Here is an 18,385-nt window from a genome sequence, read left to right on the forward strand (position 1 = left end):
GACTCATGGGCACCGAAGTACTTGTCGTCGGCAGTCTGCACTTTGACATCCTCGTCACCAGCGAGCGGCTGCCGCGTATCGGTGAGACATTTGCCGGAAATGCCTGGATGACTAAATGCGGCGGCAAGGGTGGCAACCAGGCCATTGAAGCGGCGCGACACGGCGCCGCCACTGCCATGGTGGGTTGCATCGGCAATGATGAATTTGGCCGCCCTCTGTTGGACAATCTCAAAGCCTCACGCGTCGACACAAGTTTTGTGCGACGTATGGATGCAGGCTCGGGAATGAGCGTCGCGATCAGCGATGCCGAGGGTGATTACGGCGCCGTCATCGTCACCGGCAGCAATGCACTGGTCGGGAAGGAAGAGATTGCCGGAGCAACCGACTCACTTTCTGCGCAGAGCATCCTGGTGCTGCAGAACGAGGTGCCCGAGCATGCTAACATTGTGGCCGCTCGTGCGGCCCGGAGCCGTGGTGCTCGGGTCGTCATCAATGCTGCGCCGGCTCGGGCCATGTCTGCCGGCCTACTCGAGCTTATCGACATATTGATCGTCAACGCTGTGGAGGCGGAGATGCTTGGCGGCGGCAAGGTTGAGGATATTGCCTCTGCGGCTCTGGCGGCCAAGCTGCTTACCGCCACTGTCCCGGTCGTTATTGTCACCGCCGGTCGCCACGGTCTCGCCTTCTGTTCAACCGATGGCGCAGCGACTATTGCAGCGCATAAAGTCGACCTCGTAAGCACGCATGGCGCAGGCGATGCCTTCGTAGGCGCCCTCGCGGCGCAGCTGGCTCGTGGTGCGTCGCTGGCACAAGCGGCCGTCTATGGTAACGCCGCTGCCGCGGTTCTGGTCGCCACGCTCGAAGGAGAGCGCCGTGACCTTTCCCATCGAGAGACCGAGGCTCTACTGCGGCCCGCTTAAGTCCGCTCAGAACTCTGCCGAACTCAATCAGTCAACATGCTCGATACCGGGCTCTGGTCCGAATCGCCGGGATGCAGGTAGTCCTTGTTGGAGCCGGCGTTGTCCTACAAGCCCTCGACATCTAGTAGGCGGAGACCCTGTGCTCCATTGTCATCAACCCGTCTACCGGAACTCCTTAAGGACGCGGTTCAAGTGGACTGGTGTCAGGCCCAACGTATCAGCCAGCTCGATCATAGCAGACTCCTTGAGTATCGCGCGATGAGCCCTTTAGCTCAGACTCTGAGAAATACTCCCAATCGTGGGGCGGCCGAGCAGAAATCCTTGGGCTTCGTCGCAACCCTCGAAGCGTAACAGAGACAGCTGAGCTTCCGTTTCAACCCCTTCCGCGAGTACCGGCATCGAGAGAGCATGGCCGAGCGCGAGGATGGCCCGAACGACCGCCTTCGCCTGAAGACTATTTGGCAACTCCAGCATAAAAATGCGGTCGAGCTTGATTTTGTCGAAGGGAAAAGATTTCAAGGTATCCAAGGAGGAGTAACCGGTGCCAAAGTCATCGAGAGCAATCGTCACACCAAGCCTCTTGACCTTCCATAAGATTTCCAAACTCCGGAGTTTGTCAGCAATGATCGTTGACTCAGTGATCTCTAATTCAAGCCGACCGGCCGGCAGCCCGGTCTCCATCAAAATATCCTTTATCAGTGGCGGTAAGCCGTCTTGCAGCTGGAGAGGGGATATGTTGACCGCAACCTTCAGCGCTGCCGGCCAGCCAGTTGCATCCGTGCAAGCCTGCCGCAAAACCCACTGACCAATGGGTATGATAGCACCGCATTCCTCGGCGATCGGAATGAAATCATCGGGCGCGATCAATCCTCGCTCGGGATGTTGCCAACGCAGTAAAGCCTCGCACCCGACCGCCTCACCGGTCGGGATTGATTTCTGGACCTGATATGCAATCACAAAATCCTGCCGCTCGATGGCCTTCCACAGATCGCTTGCCATGGCCCGCTTGGAACGAACTACTTCCTCCATCTGGGCTTCATAGAAACAGACGGATCGCCCGAAGTCTGCTTTGGCGCGATACATGGCCAAGTCCGAATTCTTTACAAGCTGTTCCGACGAGTCCGCATCAGTAGGGAATATGGCAACACCAAAGCTTGCTCCCACGCTAATACTGAGGTCTTCTACGACAAGCGGAGAAAGGAGGCAGGCTTCCAAACGCCTAACAAAATCATGGAGCGATGACGGGTCGTTAAAGCGGACTACTGCAGCGAATTCATCCCCGCCAATCCGGGCAACGAATTCATTTTCCTGCAGAAGGCCTTGCATCCGGGTGGCAAGAGTTGTCAGCACCGTATCGCCCATGGCGTGGCCTTGAAGATCGTTAATATCTTTAAAACGATCTAGGATCAGGACCTATTAAATTGCTTGCAGAGGAAGCAATCGGTTGATTCAATGGTTGCATCGGGAGGTGCCGCCATGAGTGATCTGATCTGGTTGTCCGAGGCGCAGATGCGTCGGATAGAGCCGCATTTTCCGCAATCGCATGGCGTGCCGCGGGTCGATGACCGACGCGTGATCAGCGGCATAGTCTTCGTGATCCGCAATGGCCTACGCTGGCGCGACGCTCCGAAGGACTACGGCCCTCACAAGACAATCTATAACCGGTTCATCCGCTGGAGCCGCCTCGGCGTCTTCAACCGCATCTTCGCGGCGCTGGCGGCCAAGGGGGGCAAGCCTGATCGGTTGATGATCGATGCCACCCATCTGAAGGCGCATCGGACGGCTGCCAGTCTTTTAAAAAAGGGCCTGTTCCCCGACGTATCGGGCGCACCAAAGGCGGCCTGAACTCAAAACTTCACGCTGTCTGCGACGGCCAAGGACGGCCGCTGGTCATGCTGCTCAGCGAAGGCCAAATGAGCGATTACAAGGGCGCGGCGCTGATGATGGACGCGCTCCCCAAGGCCAAAGTCTTATTGGGCGATAGAGGTTACGATGCCGACTGGTTCCGCCAAGCCCTGACAACACGCGGCATCACGCCGTGCATCCCGTCCAAAGCCAACCGCAAAATCCAGATCCCGCACGACCGAACCCTCTATCGCCAGCGTCATCGTATCGAGAACATGTTCGGCAGGTTCAAGGATTGGCGGCGCATCCACACTCGCTACGATCGCTGCGCCCACACCTTCATGTCGGCGATCTGCATCGCCGCCGCCGTCATCTTCTGGCTCTGATCAATGAGTCCTGAGCCTAAATCAATGCAGATGATGCCCACTTGTTGTTGACCACGATCAGCTTTCCGCAGCTCCTCTTTTAGGTACTCGTTGAAATTGAGGCGGTTTGGCAGCCCGGTCAGCCCATCGTGGTGCGCCATGTGCGCAATCTTAAGCTCCGCACGCCGTCGCTCGGTCACATCCTCGAAGGTTGTTAACCAACCACCGTCAGCCAGCCCGCGATGCATAATAGATACGGTTCTACTTGATCGGACATTTTCCAGCACCGTCCGACGTTCGCCTCGACGGATCAGATCTTGATGCCGCCTCACGATGTGCTGCGCCTCAGTCTGAGCGGAGAGCTCGTCAGGCTGAGAACTTCTAGCTACTAAAGTCGCAATCAAATCGGAAAATGGAGTTCCAGGTAATGTAGCATTTGCGCCGACGCCGAATATCTCGTTCGTCTGCTGATTGGAGATCATGAGATTTCCCGCCGCATCGAAAAGGCAGAGACCCTGCACAATATTAGCAAGAGCGAGGTTCAGCGTCCGGGTGACATTCTGAATTCGGTCTGCGTCTTCCTTCTGGCGGGTGATATCGCGAGTGATCTTGGCAAATCCGATAATATTACGGTCGTCATCGGTGATGGCGTCCATGACGACATGAGCCCAGAAGTGAGAACCATCTTTGCGGACGCGAATACCTTCGGCTTCGAAGCGACCGACCGCAGTCGCAGTGGCAAGGGCGTCGTTAGGTTTGCCGGCAAGTTGGTCCTCAGGCGTGAAGAAGCGTGAAAAATGCTGGCCTACAATCTCAGCGCTGTCATAGCCCTTAATGCGCTTGGCACCATTGTTCCAACTTGACACCAGGCCTTGTGAAGAGAGCATATAAATGGAGTATTCTATTACGCCATCAACAAGCATCTGGAATTGCTCTGCACTTAGCCCTGTGTCGTCGTTTGAATTGCCCAGACCGGGTCTATCAGCAGAGCTGCTCATTCATGCCTCCTTAGTTATTGAAATGAATTTTGAACAGCTGCCGCTCCCGCTTCCATATGTAACAGAGCCAGGCGCTCGATATTATACGCGCAGGCCTTTGTAGTTGGAATTGACATGAGCGTGAAGTTGCGATGTTGTATACGGTGTAGATGCACCGAGGCGCGGCAGCGACAAAGAGGCCTCCTGGACGCAAGATCTGCCGCACGGCTCTGGTGCAAAAATAACTTGCTATGGCACTCTGTGACGGCGGGTTGAGGCAAGGCGGAACGATGGCTGGGTTTGTGAGCTTGGACGGGCTGTTTGCGGGCCGGCATTTCGACCGCGAGATCATCATCCTGTGCGTGCGCTGGTATTTGCGCTTCAAACTCAGCTTCCGGGATTTGGCGGAGATGATGGCCGAGCGCGGCCTGCCTCTGGCCCACACGACGATCATGCGCTGGGTGCGGCATTATGCGCCCGAATTCGAGCGGCGCTGGAACCGTTTTGCCCGGGTTGTTGGGGCGTCGTGGCGGATGGATGAGACCTATATCAAGGTCCGGGGCGAATGGGTCTATCTGTACCGGGCGGTTGATCGTGAAGGCCGAACGGTGGATTTCCGGCTGAGCCGCAGGCGTGATGTGGCGGCGGCCAAGGCGTTTTTCCGCAAGGCCCTCAAGACCCAGGGGTCGGCGCCGCGCGTGATCACGTTGGATGGCTACGCTGCTTCGCATCGGGCGGTACGGGAAATGAAAGCGGCGGGCGCATTGCCTGAGGCGGTGAAACTGCGGTCATCCTAATATTTAAACAACACGATTGAACAAGACCATCGCGGCGTGAAAGCGCGCACGGGGCCGATGCTTGGCTTCAAGAGATTCAAGACCGCTGCGATCACACTCGCGGGGATTGAACTGATGCGCCGAATTTACAAACGCCAATTCGATCTTTCCCGGCTGCGGCTCCAGGGTAAAACGGCGCCCGAAATCTGGAATACCGTGTTGGCAGAATAGAGAATCGCAGCGGCCGGATCCCTCGACCTTATCACAAACTTAGTTTGCACCGGAGCCAATCAGTGCAACTTGACCGATATAGGAGCTTCAATACCGAGAATTTGCCGCTTGAATAAATGAGCCAATATGGGTAGATGGCAACCTAGAATCTTTCTGTATTAGTATGTAGGCGACTTCCTTTGTGCGGTACGCTCGAGATGTTCTGTGGATGAATGATCTACAGGTTGACGAGGTCGAACTCGCTACCGCTAAAAGTCTGTGCTCCTCAGGCTTCCTGGAGAAGTCGCGCGTCCTCGCTCTGCAAATCCTAGACCGTGCGCGCGCCCGGGACGACGCGAGAATAATCGGCGTGGCCACACAGTTCCTTGCGAACACGTGTTTTATGATGGGTCACTACGAGGCGGGGATCGGTTTTGGTCGCGAGGCCCGCACCATATTCGGGTCGCTTAATGACGTTGCCAATGAGGCGCGAACAGCATCTAGTCTCGCCTTGTTGTTTGCCGCGATTGGAGAAGAGGATGCCACAGCTGAAGCCATCAAAGCCCTGGACTTTATCGAAAACGGTGGCGATTCGGCTGACCTAGTTGAGGCGCTCGACAATACGGCGGTCGTTTTATGGTTGTTACACGAACCTGCGCAAGCTCTGCCGTTCGCGGAGCGCGCCTTTGCTCTCAATGACTTGAACGCTACGCGAGCTAAACGCCCCCTCATTAATCTCGCCGGCATTCGAGTCGAACTCGCCAAGGGTCCCAGCTCCGACTCTGGTAAGTTGGCTAACGTTGTCGCTGACGCCGTGGCCCTAACAAGAGTGGCGCTTGACCTGGCACGTACCGATGGTGACGGTTGGATCGAGCGCTTAGCACTGTGCAACATCGCCGAGTATTACCTCCATTTGCCAGATCCGAGCGCCGCGGAAGACGCACTGTCAAGTGTCCCGTATTGCGCTGGTGAGGCAACTGACCGGTGCATGGTCCATTATCTACACATGGTTGGACGGGCGCGGATCATTCAGAACCGCCCGAGTGATGCAATTCAAGCCTTAGTCTCTTGTCTAGATCTCGCTGTGAAATCGTACGATTTTGAGACGGCTGCGCCCTGTTATAAGGACCTCTCCGATCTTTATGCAACTCTTGGAGAGTTTGAAAAGGCTCTCATCAACTACAAGGCCTTTCATGACCTGTATGTCAGTCAGGCGACATACGACACGCAACGACGTGCTCGTATTTATACCCTCGAGTGGGAAATCAAGAAATTACGCGATTCGGCGGCGGCTGCCCTGCAGCGAGCTGAAGAGCTGACGGCCAAGAACCGTCTTTTGATACAGGAGTCCGATCGCCTGCGCCGCGCCAATATGGAGGATCCGCTCACCGGCTTGCAAAATCGCCGACGGCTAGACCTTACGTTTATTGATCTTCTCTCTAGCAATGTGCCGTTCGCGATCGCGATGATCGATATTGATCATTTCAAGCAGGTAAACGACAGTTCTTCGCATCAAGTTGGGGATGCGGTTCTGTGCATGGTCGCCGACTTGCTTCGTCAAAGCGCGCGGGCTGATGACGTGATCGCCCGTTTTGGAGGAGATGAATTCACTTTTCTGCTCCGCAACGTAGACATAGAGACGGCGGCACATATTTGTGAGCATCTTGGCGCAAGCGCGTACGAGAATGATTGGTCGACCCTTGGCATAAAACTTTTGGTCACGCTGAGTATCGGTGTCGCAGCCTCCCACGAAGCGTCTCATTGGGAAACCGTCCTCGCGTTAGCAGATCAGCGTCTTTACCGGGCAAAACAACTTGGCAGAAATCGCGTCATCTCAAACGGATGACGTGTTGAGCCGCGGCGCGATCTAATTCAGATAGCCGCTGGCACTCGGGTTACTGGCGTGCTGTCCTGTCAACATACGGGTCTTGTGTGCGCCCGACTATGGGTACGGCTTGGAGGTTTGAACTGCTGCCGGTTTGGTGGACACCGAGATTAAGGTGTTTCGCTAGATTGGAGGATGCAAATGACGCGACGACAGTTCAGCCGGGAGTTCAAGCTGGAGGCGGTCCGGCTAGTTAATGAACGTGGGATTTCATTGGTGCAGGCCAGCCGGGACCTGGATGTGGGCGAAAGCATTCTGCGACGATGGATCAAGGAGGTTACCTCGGATCCTGGGCAGGCGTTTCCGGGCCAGGGCCAGCTCAAGCCGGAGCAGCAGGAGATAGATCGTCTGCGGCGTGAGGTCGCAAAGCTCAAGGCGGAGCGCGATATCCTAAAAAAAGCCGCGGTGGGTTCAATCGGTCGACGCAATATGGTTGAATTCATGACGGTCAGAGGGGTTCCACGATGGCGCAAATGGGCCGACCTGGATTGTCCGCCGGACAGAAGCGAGAGCTGTGGAACCGATGGAAGGCTGGTGAGTCGCTGAGCGACATCGGCCGAGCGCTTGGAAAGCATGCTGCATCGGTATTCGGGGTGGTCCTTGCCAAGGGCGGCATTGCCCCGCCATTGAGGACCAGAAGTCGCTTGGCGCTGACGGAAGGCGAACGGGAGGAGATATCGCGTGGTCTGGTGGCCGGACTGCCCTTCCGTTGCATTGCTGTCCAGCTGGGGCGGTCCCCATCCACAATCGGCCGTGAAATAGGGCGCAACGGCGGACGGAAACACTACCGTGCGACAGGGGCTGACGAGCGTGCCTGGCAAAGGGCGGTTCGTCCAAAGCTTTGTCTACTGGCGACCAATAGCCAGCTCCGGGACACAGTTGCAGAAAAACTGCTGGCGAAATGGTCACCACAGCAAATTGCTGGATGGCTGAAGGTCGAGCATGGTGATGATGAGGCGATGCAGGTGTCTCACGAGACCATCTATAAAAGCCTGTTCATCCAGGCCCGTGGCGCCCTAAAAAGGGAATTGCTTTCGAACCTGCGCAGCAGGCGCATCATGCGGCGCGCCAAGACGTCGACAACCGACGGGCAGCCGAGGGGACAGATCATCGGAGCCGTGTCGATCAAGGATCGGCCTGCTGAGATCGAAGATCGTGCGATACCTGGTCACTGGGAGGGTGATTTGGTTTCCGGCGCCAGAAATACGCACATCGCGACTTTGGTAGAACGTCAGTCCCGCTTCGTGATGCTTGTTCATGTCGGTGGTAAGGACACCGAAAATGTAGTCGACGCTTTGATCCGTCAGGTCGCAGAGCTGCCTGTCGGGCTTATGTCATCGTTGACGTGGGACCGCGGCATGGAACTCGCACAGCACAAGCGCTTTACGGTCGCGCATGACGTGGATGTCTATTTCTGCGATCCACAAAGCCCGTGGCAGCGCGGGAGCAACGAGAATACGAACGGCCTTCTGCGTCAATATCTACCTAGAGGGTCCGATCTATCAGCCCAGAGCCAGGACGATCTCAATACCATCGCGCTAAGCCTGAACGCTCGGCCCAGAAAGACTCTTGGCTACCGAACGCCCGGTGATATGTTCGCCCAGGTTATTGCGTCGACCGGTTGAACCCACCGCGGCATACTTCGCGAAGGAGTCGATATGAAATTCGGCTTCGTGGCGAAGCATCGAGGGATTTGGCCGGTGCGGTGGCTTTGCGAGGCGCTCGGTGTCTCACGCAGTGGATTCCACGCCTGGCTCACCCGATCGCCCAGCGCTCGGGCACGCAGCGACGAAATTCTCGGCGCGCACGTCAAGGCCAGCTTCGTCGGCAGCGACCGGACCTATGGCGCCCGGCGCGTCTGGCATGACGTCCTGGCCGAGGGTGACGTGTGTGGCTTGCACCGCATTGAGCGGCTCATGCGCGAGCAAGCCTTACGGGCCCGACCGCGCCGCAGAGGCCTGCCATCCGACAAGGGCGAGCGGAACGAGGCGGCTGCCAACGTGCTGGACCGCCAATTCGTAGCTACAGCACCGAACCAGAAGTGGATCGCCGACTTCACCTATCTTTGGACGGCAGAAGGTTGGCTCTACGTGGCTGCCGTCATTGACCTTTTCTCGCGTCGTGTCGTGGGCTGGTCGATGAGCGTCACGATGACAGCTCAGTTGGTGGCCGACGCGTTAATGATGGCGATCTGGCGCCGCGGCAAACCAGATGCGTTGCTGCATCATTCGGACCAGGGAAGCCAGTACAGCAGTGAACAGTTCCAGAAGCTCTTGGCAGATCATAACGTTAGTTGCAGCATGAGTCGGTCAGGGAATGTCTGGGACAATGCGGCGATGGAGAGCTTCTTCTCCTCGCTGAAAACTGAGCGAACAGCCCGCAAGGTATATCGCACGAGGGACCAGGCTCGAGCCGACGTATTCGACTACATCGAACGGTTCAATAATTTACGCCGACGCCACTCGACCATCGGCTATCTCAGCCCTATGGAATTCGAGCGGAACAAAGCGTCAGGCTAAGGTGCGTGTCCACTAAACCGGCAGCAGCTCAGTCACCGGCAAGATGACGCTGGTCCGCCATCTGGCGGCCTTAAGACCAGGCCCGGTAACCTCGACAATGGCCTCAGCTAAGACCAGTCTACGCGCGATTGCCCGACGCTGGCTGGCGCAGACGCGGAGATCCAGGGAGCACGACGCTCAGCTCAATACACTGACGGCCGCCAGCGCTCCCGAGCTGCTCAAAGCGTATGGGATGGCGACAGGGACAGCGGCCGAGATGCTGCTGCTGGTCGGCGATAACCCCGACCGCATTCGTTCGGAAGCTGCATTTGCCAAGATGTGCGGCGCCTGTCCGATCCCGGCCTCCAGCGGCAAGACCAACCGACACCGCCTCAACCGTGGCGGCAATCGGCAAGCTAATGCTGCGCTGTACCGCGTCGTCATCGTCCGCATGCGCGGACACCAGCCGACACTGGATTATGTCCACCGACGCACTGCCGAGGGCAAGGGCAATTCAGAGATCATCCAGTGCCTCAAACGCTACGTTGCCCGCGAGATCTTCGGCTATCTCTGCAGCCCACCAAAATCCACGAAAGCGTCAATCAGTGCAACTTGACCGATATAGGAGCTTCAATACCCCAGGTAGGCATCGCCATGCTCGGGTCGATGACGCTGCGGCGTGCGATGGACACCGCGAGAATCGTGAGGCCGAGCGAAGCGGTGACGGCCATGAACTCAGCCAGCCCAGGGGGGGACAGATCCGCAATGCGCAGCCAGGAATCGGTCGGGTCGAGATGCGAGAAACCTTCATAGGCAACATCCTCCAGCGTCTCCGCCGATGCCTCGGCCGGTTGATCCTGCACAGACGTGCCGTCGGCCAGACTGTTGGGATATTGGCTGATCGCGGCTGCGATCGGCCAATATCTGCGTCCAGTTCGGTCGCGTCGGCATGACGGTTAGCCCAGCTTCGGCAGCTTGCCGCCCAGCTCATCCTCAATATGCACCCGTATAATTTCATCGAACTCAGTCTCGGCGACGAAGCCCAGCGCCTCGGCACGCTGGGTGTCGAAGCCCCGCGCCCAGCCGCTGACAATATGCGCAATCACAGGATCGGGTTCACGCTCAATGAGAGCGGCAACCTTGGATCCCGCAACGCGCTCCAGCGCGGCGATCTGACCGCCCACGGTGATAGCGAGGCCCGGCATGGTCATGGCACGACGGTTCTTCAGCGGCGCGAGGTCGAGTGCCGCGGCATGGAGCAGGAACTCCACCGTGGCGCGCGGGCTCGCCATCCAGTGTTGCACGTCGTCGCTCACCGGCAGGATCGCCGGCAGACCGGCCAGCGGCTCACGGATGATGCCGGAGAAAAACCCCGAGGCGGCACGATTGGGCTTGCCGGGCCGCACGCAAACGGTCGGCAGGCGGATCGCAATGCCGTCGAAGAAACCCCGCCGCGAATAGTCGGACAGCAGCAGTTCGCAGATCGCCTTCTGGGCACCGTAGCTGGTCTCGGGCGTCAGGAGATACTCGTCGCCAATGGCTTCCGGCATATCACCGCCGAATACGGCGATGGAGGATGCAAAGACAACGCGCGGCGTCCAGTCCGAACCTTGGCGGCCAAGCCGGATACCCTCGAACAATGCACGCGTGCCATCAAGATTGACGCTGTAGCCCTTCTCGAAATCCGCCTCTGCCTCACCCGAGACGATGGCGGCGAGATGATAGATCAGGTCCGGCTTCGCTTCGAGCAGTGCCGCCGCCGTTCCGGGCGTGGTGAGATCTACCATCACGCAGTCCATCGGGCCGGTAAAGCCGGATAGTGGCTGCGGGGCAACGACGTCCGCGAGGGTGAAGCGCGCGATGGGCTTGCCCCCGATGGCACCGTCGGCTGCAAGGCGATTGCCGAGCTTGCGGCCAACCATGCCCGCCGCCCCGATGATCAGAATATGCATAAGGCAAGGTCCCGTTGAGGTGTTTCGTTCAAATCTTTTTTGTCGCCGTCCGGCGGGACGCCTGCGTTGTACGGTGCACCCGCGTCAGATGCGCGGACATGGCGATCGCCGCCCCGTCCGCGTCCGCCCTGCCGATCGCCGTCAGAATGATCTCGTGGTCGCGCAAGCTTTTTTCGACGGCGTTCGGCACCAGCAGGGCGCGCCTTCGCATATCCAGTGCATAACCGTAGATATCGGTCAGGAAGGCAGTCAGAAGCCGGTTGTTGCTGGCTTCATAGATCGTGGTGTGAAACTCCATGTCGGAAATCTGAAACGACACCGGGTCATTCAGCATACCCGTTTGCTGATGCACGAGATGACGCAACCGCCCCAACGCTGAGGGCGTGATGGACAAGGCCGCCGTCCGCACGCCGGCCACTTCGACCAGGCATCGGGCGTTGTGAACTTCCAGCGCCGTATAGCGCTGAACATCGTCCTGCCGCTGCGGCTTGGTCGCCCAGCGCGCCATATCCACGACACGGCTGCGGGATCCATGCGCGATTTCGACCATGCCAAGCGCCGCAAGATACTGGAGCGCACCGCGAATGGTCTCGCGGCTCACGTCGAGAGTCACGGCGAGATCGCGTTCGCTGGGCAGCTCGTCATCCGGACGCAGGAGGCCGGACACGATCATGGCGGTGATCTTGTCGGCGATCTGCTCGCGCATAGTGCGCTTGGAAAGCCCCGCCTTCACCTCAGAGAGCGGCCGCGCCGCCGTCATGGCGGATCACGCCACGTCATCTCGTTCGCCGTCCACTCAAGAGCCGCTCCAACAACACTGCCGTGATGATGATGATCCCAATCGCCGTGCCTTGCCAGAAAGGCGACACGCCCAAGAGGTTCAATCCGTTTCGGATCATGACCATGATGAACACGCCGAGCAAGGTGCCGATGACCGAACCGCGACCGCCATAGAGGCTGGCACCACCGATGACGACAGCTGCGATCGAATCCAGTTCCATGAGGTTCCCGGCCAAGGGATCGACCGACAAGAGCTGGCCCGTCGTCATGATAATAGAGAGGGCGGCAAGGCAGCCGGAAGTGACGTAGGGCAGGATCGAATAGAACCGGATGTTCAGGCCCGCCGCGCGCGCCGCTTCCCGGTTCGAACCCAGCGCGTAGATGGTTCGGCCGCCCTTCGTATAGGACAGATACAGCCAGGCCAGCAGATAGGCGCCCAGCAGAACGAGGACATTCGCGCGAATGCCGAGGATCGTGGTGTATTCAAGATCATTCAAGGCGAAGGGAATATTGGTAATCGCCTGCGCGCCCGAGATGATATAGGCGAGACTACGACCGATGGCCATCATGCCGAGGGTGACGACAAAGGACGCGAGGCCGAATTCCGAAATCAGAATCCCGGAAATTAGCCCCGCCGTAGAACCCGCCAGCAGGGCCGCGACGGCCGCGCCGCCAAGCCCCAGCGTTGGGATGGTCACGCCGAAGATGATGCCGGATACGCCGGCGACAGAACCCACCGAAAGATCGATCCCGCCTGTCAGAATGACGAAGGTCATGCCGATGGAAACGATGCCGACGACGATGGACTGATCGAGAAGATTAAGCAGGTTCTTGACGGTCAGAAAGTAGGGCGAGGCGATCGACAGCACCACGGCGATCAGGATCGCGAGCGCCAGCATCCTGAGTTCCAGTCGGCCAAGAACAAACCGCCCGACGCCGCCGGCCGTCATCGCTTTGCGCGTCGGCGTCGCTTGCCTGGTCATGCTCATACACGCTCTCCAAGCTCTTCGGTCACCGCATCGGCGGCGTCGCCGGCGAGTGCCGCGTGAATCCGGCGACGCACGTCACCCTCATCCAGCGTGCCGGTGGTGTCAGGCAGAACCAGAACGATCATGCCATTGTCATGGCCACGTTCGTTCTTGAGTATCGTCACCAGCAGCCCTCGGTCTCCGCCGGCCGCAAGCGCGGCACCGATGGGCAGATCATCCATCGCCGTAACTTGCCCGGCCTTCAGCCAGGGCAAGGCCGTGCCGGCGGTCGCCAGGAAGGCTAGTCGGTCACTATCCGCAATGCCCCAGAAGGCGGTCCCGCCGTAATCGGATGCAAGGCCGGTCAGAAGATGCTGCACCCGCGCCATGGAGCTTCGGGGTGCGGCCAGCAGCGTCAATGTCTCTTCAACCAGGGAAGCCGCCGGCACGTCGGCCGTCGACCGGCCATCGCTGATCACCACGACGCGTTCGCAAAGGCCGAGCAGTTCCTCGAAATCCGAGGAGACCACGAGGACGGCGACGCCCTCATCGGCAATCTTGTGCAGCAGTTTGTAGATCGAGGCGCGGGTCGCAATGTCCACGCCCCGCGTGGGCTCGTCCAGCATCAGGACCTTCGGCTGAAGCAAGAGCCAACGGGCGATAATAATCTTTTGCTGCATCCCACCGGAAAGATTGAGCAGACTATCATCGTCCAGACGCGACAGCGGCAGATCGAGAAGGCCGAGCAGGTGCTCCACCTGCGCACGGCGACGGCCATAGCCGCAGAAGAAGCCACGCGACGCCGCAAGGTGACCGAGCAACAGATTCTCGCGCACCGTCATGTCAGGCGCGATGGCCTGATGGCGCCGATCCTCCGGCACCAGGGCGACGCCCGCGCGGATCGCCTGGGCGGGTTTGCGTGGCGCAAAGGCTGCGCCGTCCAACAGCATCGTGCCGCTGCGCCGATGGCGCAGGCCGAAGATGCCTTCCACCGCTTCCGACCGTCCGGCGCCGACAAGACCCGCGAGGCCAAGAATTTCGCCGGCATGCAGATCGAAGGAGATATCCTTGACGAGGGGATCAACCCTGAGGTTGCGCACGGAAAGGCGGCATTCGCGCGCCCCATGCGTCGCGGCAAGGCGGCTCGCATAGACCTTGCCCAATTCCTGGCCGACCATCAGGCGAATGAGATCAGCTTGCGTCAGGGACGCAGTCGCCACCGATTCCGCAACCGAGCGGCCTTCCCGCAGCACCGTCACACGGTCGGTGATGCGGAAGACCTCCTCCAGGCGATGCGACACGAAGCCGACCGCGCAATCGCCGGCGCGCAACGTATCGATGAGGCTGAACAGCCGATCGACCTCGCTCGGGCTGAGGGAGGATGTCGGCTCATCAAAGATGATGACCTTGGCCGAAACCGCCAGCGCCTTCGCGATCTCGACCAATTGCCTCTGCGCGATGGACAGGCTGTCCACCTTGGCATCGAGATGCAGGGAGTTCTGTTGGCCCAGGGTCTTCAGGATCGCCATTCCGCGTTCGCGCATCGCGGCGAAGGAAAGCCGCCCGGGCGCGCCCATATCGGCGAGGAAAATGTTTTCCATGACCGACAGATCGGCGGCCAGCGTGGTTTCCTGGGTGACCAGGAAAATCCCCGCATCCAGGCCGTCTCTGGGGTTACGCAAGGCGAGCGGTTTGGCGTCAAGGGTGATCTCCGCCTTGTCCGGCCGCGTGTGGCCGGCAATGACGCGGGACAAGGTGGACTTGCCGGCGCCATTGGCACCGAGCAGGCCGTGCACCTCACCCCGCGCGAAAGCGATATTGGCGCCGTTGAGCGCCCGCGCGGCGCCGAAGGATTTTTCGGCGCCCGTGACGATCAAGGCGGGTCGCGGCGAAACCGCCGCAACCGCCCCGCCCGCCCTGGCTTGCGCCGACACCGAAGCCCCCGTCAGCCGTCGCCGAGGGCGAACACGGTCTTGTTCGCGACCGGCAACAGGCTTTCGATATTCTCATGCGTCGCGATCATGATCGGCACGAGGATTTCCTTCTGCGGCGTGCCGCCCTTGAGTGCCGAGACCAGAGAATCCGCCGCCTGGCTGCCCATAAGGTAAGGCTGCTGCATGCCGACGACGACGAGCTGGCCGCTTTTCAGCAACTCGACGAATTCGGGAATGCCGTCGAACCCCGCCACGAGCACGTCGTTCTGGCGATTGGCAGCTTTCAGTGCCTGGAGCGCACCGAGTGTCGGCTGATCGACTTCTACGAAAAGCCCGCGCAGATCGGGTGTCGCCGTCAGCATGTCCTGCACGAACTTGTAGGTTTCGTCGGTGGTGTAAGACTGCATCTGCTTCAACGCCGCCTCATTGACGAGCCCCGCCGCCTTCATGGCATCGCGGAATCCTGCCGTGCGGTCCTGTCCGTTCTTGCGCGCGAGCGAAATAGTGCAGAGGCCGAAGGCGTCTTTCTGCCAGCCCTTGGCGATCATCGCTTTGGCAAGCTCTTGCCCAACGCCATAGGCGCCCTTGTAGTTATCGGACTTGATGAGGGTGACATAGTCGCCGCCGTTGGTGCCGATGTCGCAGATCACCACCGGCACGCCGTTGCGCTTGGCGAGGGCGAGCACGCTGGGCGCCGTAGAACTGTCCGTGGGGGAAATGACGATGCCCGCGACGTCGCGTGCGATGGCATCCTGTGCGTTCTGCAACTGCGTTTGAGCGCTGTTGTGAGAATCGAGAATTTTATAATTATAGCCCGCGGCTTTAATATGCGGGGCAATGCCCTTGCCGACCGCGCGCCAGAACGGCAGATCAAGCCCTGGGGTCAGATAGACGACCTCCTTGGCGGCGGCCGAGGCCCGTTTTATGCCAAGGATCCCGGCGGCGGCCGCGGTCGCACCAGCCGCGAGAAGCGTGCGTCGTTCCATTCGGTTTCCCCTTGGCTGAACGCCTTGAGGCGTCCAATATTGTTGGTGGTTCGGCCACCATACCACTTCGATTGAACTCGTCAAGAGGCCCAGTTGTATAACGGATGATGACTCTTAACACGCGATAATATTCCTTCCCGCGTATTGATTTGAGAGGTGGTTTCCGTCAGACTATCGCCATGAAACGATCCGCCGCTTTGTCATCGCCATCGAGCGTTTCCGCGGTGTTGCGAGCCGAGGGCGCCGAGACCCCACTGACCTTGAGAGCAGCGCGATCTCTGGCGCGCTCACAGGCGTATCAGTCCGCCGCCGATGCCCCGGCAACGCTGCGCGCCTACAAAGCCGATCTGGCTAACTTCAAGGCATGGTGCGTAGAGCGCAAGCTCGATCCCATGCCATCCACGGCCGAGGTCGTCGGCGCCTACCTGGCGGACGCCGGGCGCGGCTATGCGCTGTCCACGCTAAGACGGCGGGTCGCCGCCATTGCCCGAGCCCATCGCATCGCCAAGCAGCCGCTCGACACGCGCCACCCTGCGATCCGTGAGACCTTACGCGGCATTGCCCGCACCCATGGTGAGCCCCCTCGCCGCTCCGCCGCCATCACTACGGCGGAGATCAAGCGTCTGCTCCGTGTCTGCAGCGACGATATGGCGGGCACCCGGGATCAGGCCCTCTTCCTCGTCTGTTTCGCCGGCGCCTTGCGCCGCTCTGAGCTCGTCGGCCTCGATGTCGAGCATATCAACCGGACCGACGATGGCCTGCGCCTGCTGATCACGCGTTCCAAGACCGACAAGGAGGGCGCCGGGGCCGAGATTGGGCTATCGCGCGGTCGTGCCATGGCCACCTGTCCCGTGACAGCGCTGGAGCGCTGGCTTGAGCAGGCCGAGATCACTGCCGGTCCGATTTTTCGAAAGGTCGATCGTTGGGGGAAGGTCCATAGCGGTCGGCTCGATCCCGATGCCGTGCGCCAGATTCTCAAAAAACGTGCCCTGGAGGCGAAGATCACGGGAACGATCTGGGAGCCAATCACGCCCCACGGTATGCGGGCCGGGTTTGTGACGACCGCCTACAAGAACGGCGTTCCCGACGAGGAAATCATGGGCCACACGCGTCATCGAAGTCTGACGACGATGAGAGGCTATATTCGACGATCCAAGCTCAACACCTCGAGCCCTGCGGGTAAGTTGGGCTTATGACAGTAGCTGTTGCATTGCTGATGAAATGGCGGACCTTCGGGCTCTCCATTCTCGCCCGTAGCCTGCAGGCTTCCGGGATGCCGCCGGCTCATCAACCGTTTGTAGGAACGCGTTATGCCCGTCTCTGACGTCCTCGTCGCCGCCTTTTTTGCTTAGCCAAATCGCTATAGTCGCTGAGACTTCAAATTCTATGCATCATTCTCAGGCTTTTTTCGATCCTAGTGCCTCGATCTTAGGCACTGCGCCTATGGGCGAGCAATATCGCTAGTAATCGCGTGTTGCGAAACGTCATGACGTTCGTATGATTGATCCATGTCGTGGAACAGCGCCTCCCTGATCGACAGCCCTTTGCCGCTGTGGTCGCAAATCGCCGACCGTCTGCGGGCGGCTCTTGAGCGTGGCGAGTTCATTCCCGGCGACCGGCTGCCTTCCGAGGCGGACCTGAATGAGGCCTTTGGCGTCAGCCGCAGCACCGCGCGCGCCGCGCTCGACAAGTTGGAGAGCGAAGGTCGGATCACCCGCCGCTCCGGCATAGGCTCCATCGTTCTGCCACCCCAGGTCGATCAACCGGTCAATCTGCTGGCAAGCTTCGCGGAGGATATGCGCGCACGCGGCTTCATGCCGAGTTACCGGACACGGTCAGTCGAGATTACGATCGCGACGGCGGAGGTCGCTGAAGCCCTCGGTCTCGAAACCGGCACCCCTCTGGGCATGATCGATCGCCTGCTGCTGGCCAACAGCGTCGTCATCGGCCTCAGCCATTCCTGGCTGTCGCCTGCCATTGCCAACGTGTCGAATCTGCCAACCCGCGCGGAACTGGACTCAGGGTCGCTGTATCGATGGATCGAGCAGCGGAGCGGCCGCCGCATCGCCGGCGGTTCAGAGTTTATCCAGGCGGTGAACGCCGATGAGCAGATCGCGGCAAGCCTCAACGTCGCGGCTAACGCGGCCGTCCTGCTCGCGCGCCGCATCTCTCGCACGGCAGATGGGCAGCCGATCGAATATGCCATGCTCTACTATCGCTCCGATCTTTACCGCTTCCATATCGAGTTGACGCGGCCATGAACGGAACAGTCGCGCTCTTCGCGGGTGA

Annotated in this window: 13 protein-coding genes and 5 pseudogenes; 10 read left to right on the plus strand and 8 right to left on the minus strand. The window is 59.6% G+C overall.

Translation table 11 applies throughout. From position 1 onward, the window contains the following. Positions 1 to 5 precede the first annotated feature (5 nt). Entirely contained in the window at positions 6 to 920 is a 915-nt protein-coding gene (locus QP803_RS22645; RefSeq protein WP_284948061.1) for a PfkB family carbohydrate kinase, read from the plus strand. Positions 921 to 1,187: 267 nt separating this feature from the next. On the opposite strand, the gene QP803_RS22650 is transcribed toward QP803_RS22645, so the two are convergent. Beyond that, the gene (locus tag QP803_RS22650) at positions 1,188 to 2,330 is read right to left on the minus strand and encodes a putative bifunctional diguanylate cyclase/phosphodiesterase (RefSeq protein ID WP_350356116.1); all 1,143 of its coding nucleotides are present in this window, start codon (positions 2,328 to 2,330) and stop codon (positions 1,188 to 1,190) included. Positions 2,331 to 2,396: 66 nt separating this feature from the next. Between QP803_RS22650 and QP803_RS22655 the strand changes: the two genes are divergently transcribed. Beyond that, a protein-coding gene (locus tag QP803_RS22655; protein WP_284948062.1) for an IS5 family transposase occupies positions 2,397 to 3,151 on the plus strand; the annotation gives its coding sequence in 2 pieces (ribosomal slippage) (positions 2,397 to 2,730 and positions 2,730 to 3,151; 756 coding nt in all). Here the strand turns inward: QP803_RS22655 and QP803_RS22660 are convergent. Continuing rightward, positions 3,082 to 4,128 carry a PAS-domain containing protein gene (locus QP803_RS22660; RefSeq protein WP_284948063.1) on the minus strand — a complete coding sequence of 349 codons (1,047 nt, stop codon included), beginning with the start codon at positions 4,126 to 4,128 and terminating at the stop codon, positions 3,082 to 3,084. The two genes, QP803_RS22655 and QP803_RS22660, sit on opposite strands and share 70 nt — an antisense overlap. A gap of 269 nt (positions 4,129 to 4,397) precedes the next feature. On the opposite strand from QP803_RS22660, the pseudogene QP803_RS22665 reads away from it, so the two are divergent. From QP803_RS22665 to QP803_RS22690, 6 genes and pseudogenes are all read left to right on the plus strand, one after another. Next, positions 4,398 to 5,114 (plus strand): annotated as a pseudogene (locus QP803_RS22665) (IS6 family transposase). A gap of 208 nt (positions 5,115 to 5,322) precedes the next feature. Then, positions 5,323 to 6,939, plus strand: a complete 1,617-nt coding sequence (locus QP803_RS22670) for a GGDEF domain-containing protein (protein WP_284948064.1) — start codon at positions 5,323 to 5,325, stop codon at positions 6,937 to 6,939. Positions 6,940 to 7,119: 180 nt separating this feature from the next. Further along, positions 7,120 to 7,377 (plus strand): annotated as a pseudogene (locus QP803_RS22675) (transposase); the annotation flags it as partial. Between the two features lie 65 nt (positions 7,378 to 7,442). Then, positions 7,443 to 8,603: an IS30 family transposase gene (locus tag QP803_RS22680; RefSeq protein WP_434082933.1), complete on the plus strand. Its 1,161-nt coding sequence runs from the start codon at positions 7,443 to 7,445 to the stop codon at positions 8,601 to 8,603. A gap of 6 nt (positions 8,604 to 8,609) precedes the next feature. Next, positions 8,610 to 9,497 (plus strand): annotated as a pseudogene (locus tag QP803_RS22685) (IS3 family transposase); the annotation flags it as partial. A 31-nt stretch (positions 9,498 to 9,528) separates the two neighbouring features. Beyond that, a pseudogene (locus QP803_RS22690) lies at positions 9,529 to 10,092 on the plus strand (transposase); the annotation flags it as partial. A gap of 17 nt (positions 10,093 to 10,109) precedes the next feature. Here QP803_RS22690 and QP803_RS22695 read toward each other — a convergent pair. From QP803_RS22695 to QP803_RS22720, 6 genes and pseudogenes are all read right to left on the minus strand, one after another. Further along, positions 10,110 to 10,390, minus strand: a pseudogene (locus QP803_RS22695) (hypothetical protein); the annotation flags it as partial. Between the two features lie 42 nt (positions 10,391 to 10,432). Further along, positions 10,433 to 11,428 carry a D-erythronate dehydrogenase gene (gene denD / locus QP803_RS22700; protein WP_284948065.1) on the minus strand — a complete coding sequence of 332 codons (996 nt, stop codon included), beginning with the start codon at positions 11,426 to 11,428 and terminating at the stop codon, positions 10,433 to 10,435. Between the two features lie 28 nt (positions 11,429 to 11,456). Further along, a complete protein-coding gene (locus QP803_RS22705; RefSeq protein WP_284948066.1) occupies positions 11,457 to 12,188 on the minus strand; it encodes a FadR/GntR family transcriptional regulator in 732 nt (243 codons plus the stop codon). A gap of 16 nt (positions 12,189 to 12,204) precedes the next feature. Next, a complete protein-coding gene (locus QP803_RS22710) occupies positions 12,205 to 13,197 on the minus strand; it encodes an ABC transporter permease (RefSeq protein WP_284948067.1) in 993 nt (330 codons plus the stop codon). Further along, positions 13,194 to 15,110: a sugar ABC transporter ATP-binding protein gene (locus QP803_RS22715; RefSeq protein ID WP_284948068.1), complete on the minus strand. Its 1,917-nt coding sequence runs from the start codon at positions 15,108 to 15,110 to the stop codon at positions 13,194 to 13,196. The genes QP803_RS22710 and QP803_RS22715 overlap by 4 nt, the downstream gene beginning before the upstream one ends. 11 nt (positions 15,111 to 15,121) lie before the next feature. Then, complete coding sequence (locus QP803_RS22720) at positions 15,122 to 16,096, minus strand: substrate-binding domain-containing protein (RefSeq protein ID WP_284948069.1); 975 nt, start codon at positions 16,094 to 16,096, stop codon at positions 15,122 to 15,124. A 179-nt stretch (positions 16,097 to 16,275) separates the two neighbouring features. Here QP803_RS22720 and QP803_RS22725 point away from each other — a divergent pair, with 179 nt between their 5' ends. Together QP803_RS22725 and QP803_RS22730 are read left to right on the plus strand one after the other, a co-directional pair. Beyond that, on the plus strand, positions 16,276 to 17,292 hold the full coding sequence (locus QP803_RS22725) for a site-specific integrase (protein ID WP_284948070.1): 1,017 nt from the start codon (positions 16,276 to 16,278) through the stop codon (positions 17,290 to 17,292). Between the two features lie 312 nt (positions 17,293 to 17,604). Further along, positions 17,605 to 18,357: a GntR family transcriptional regulator gene (locus tag QP803_RS22730; RefSeq protein WP_284948071.1), complete on the plus strand. Its 753-nt coding sequence runs from the start codon at positions 17,605 to 17,607 to the stop codon at positions 18,355 to 18,357. The last annotated feature ends 28 nt before the right edge of the window (positions 18,358 to 18,385 follow it).

Source organism: Acidisoma sp. PAMC 29798, from assembly GCF_030252425.1.
GTDB classification, from domain to species: Bacteria; Pseudomonadota; Alphaproteobacteria; order Acetobacterales; family Acetobacteraceae; genus Acidisoma; species Acidisoma cladoniae.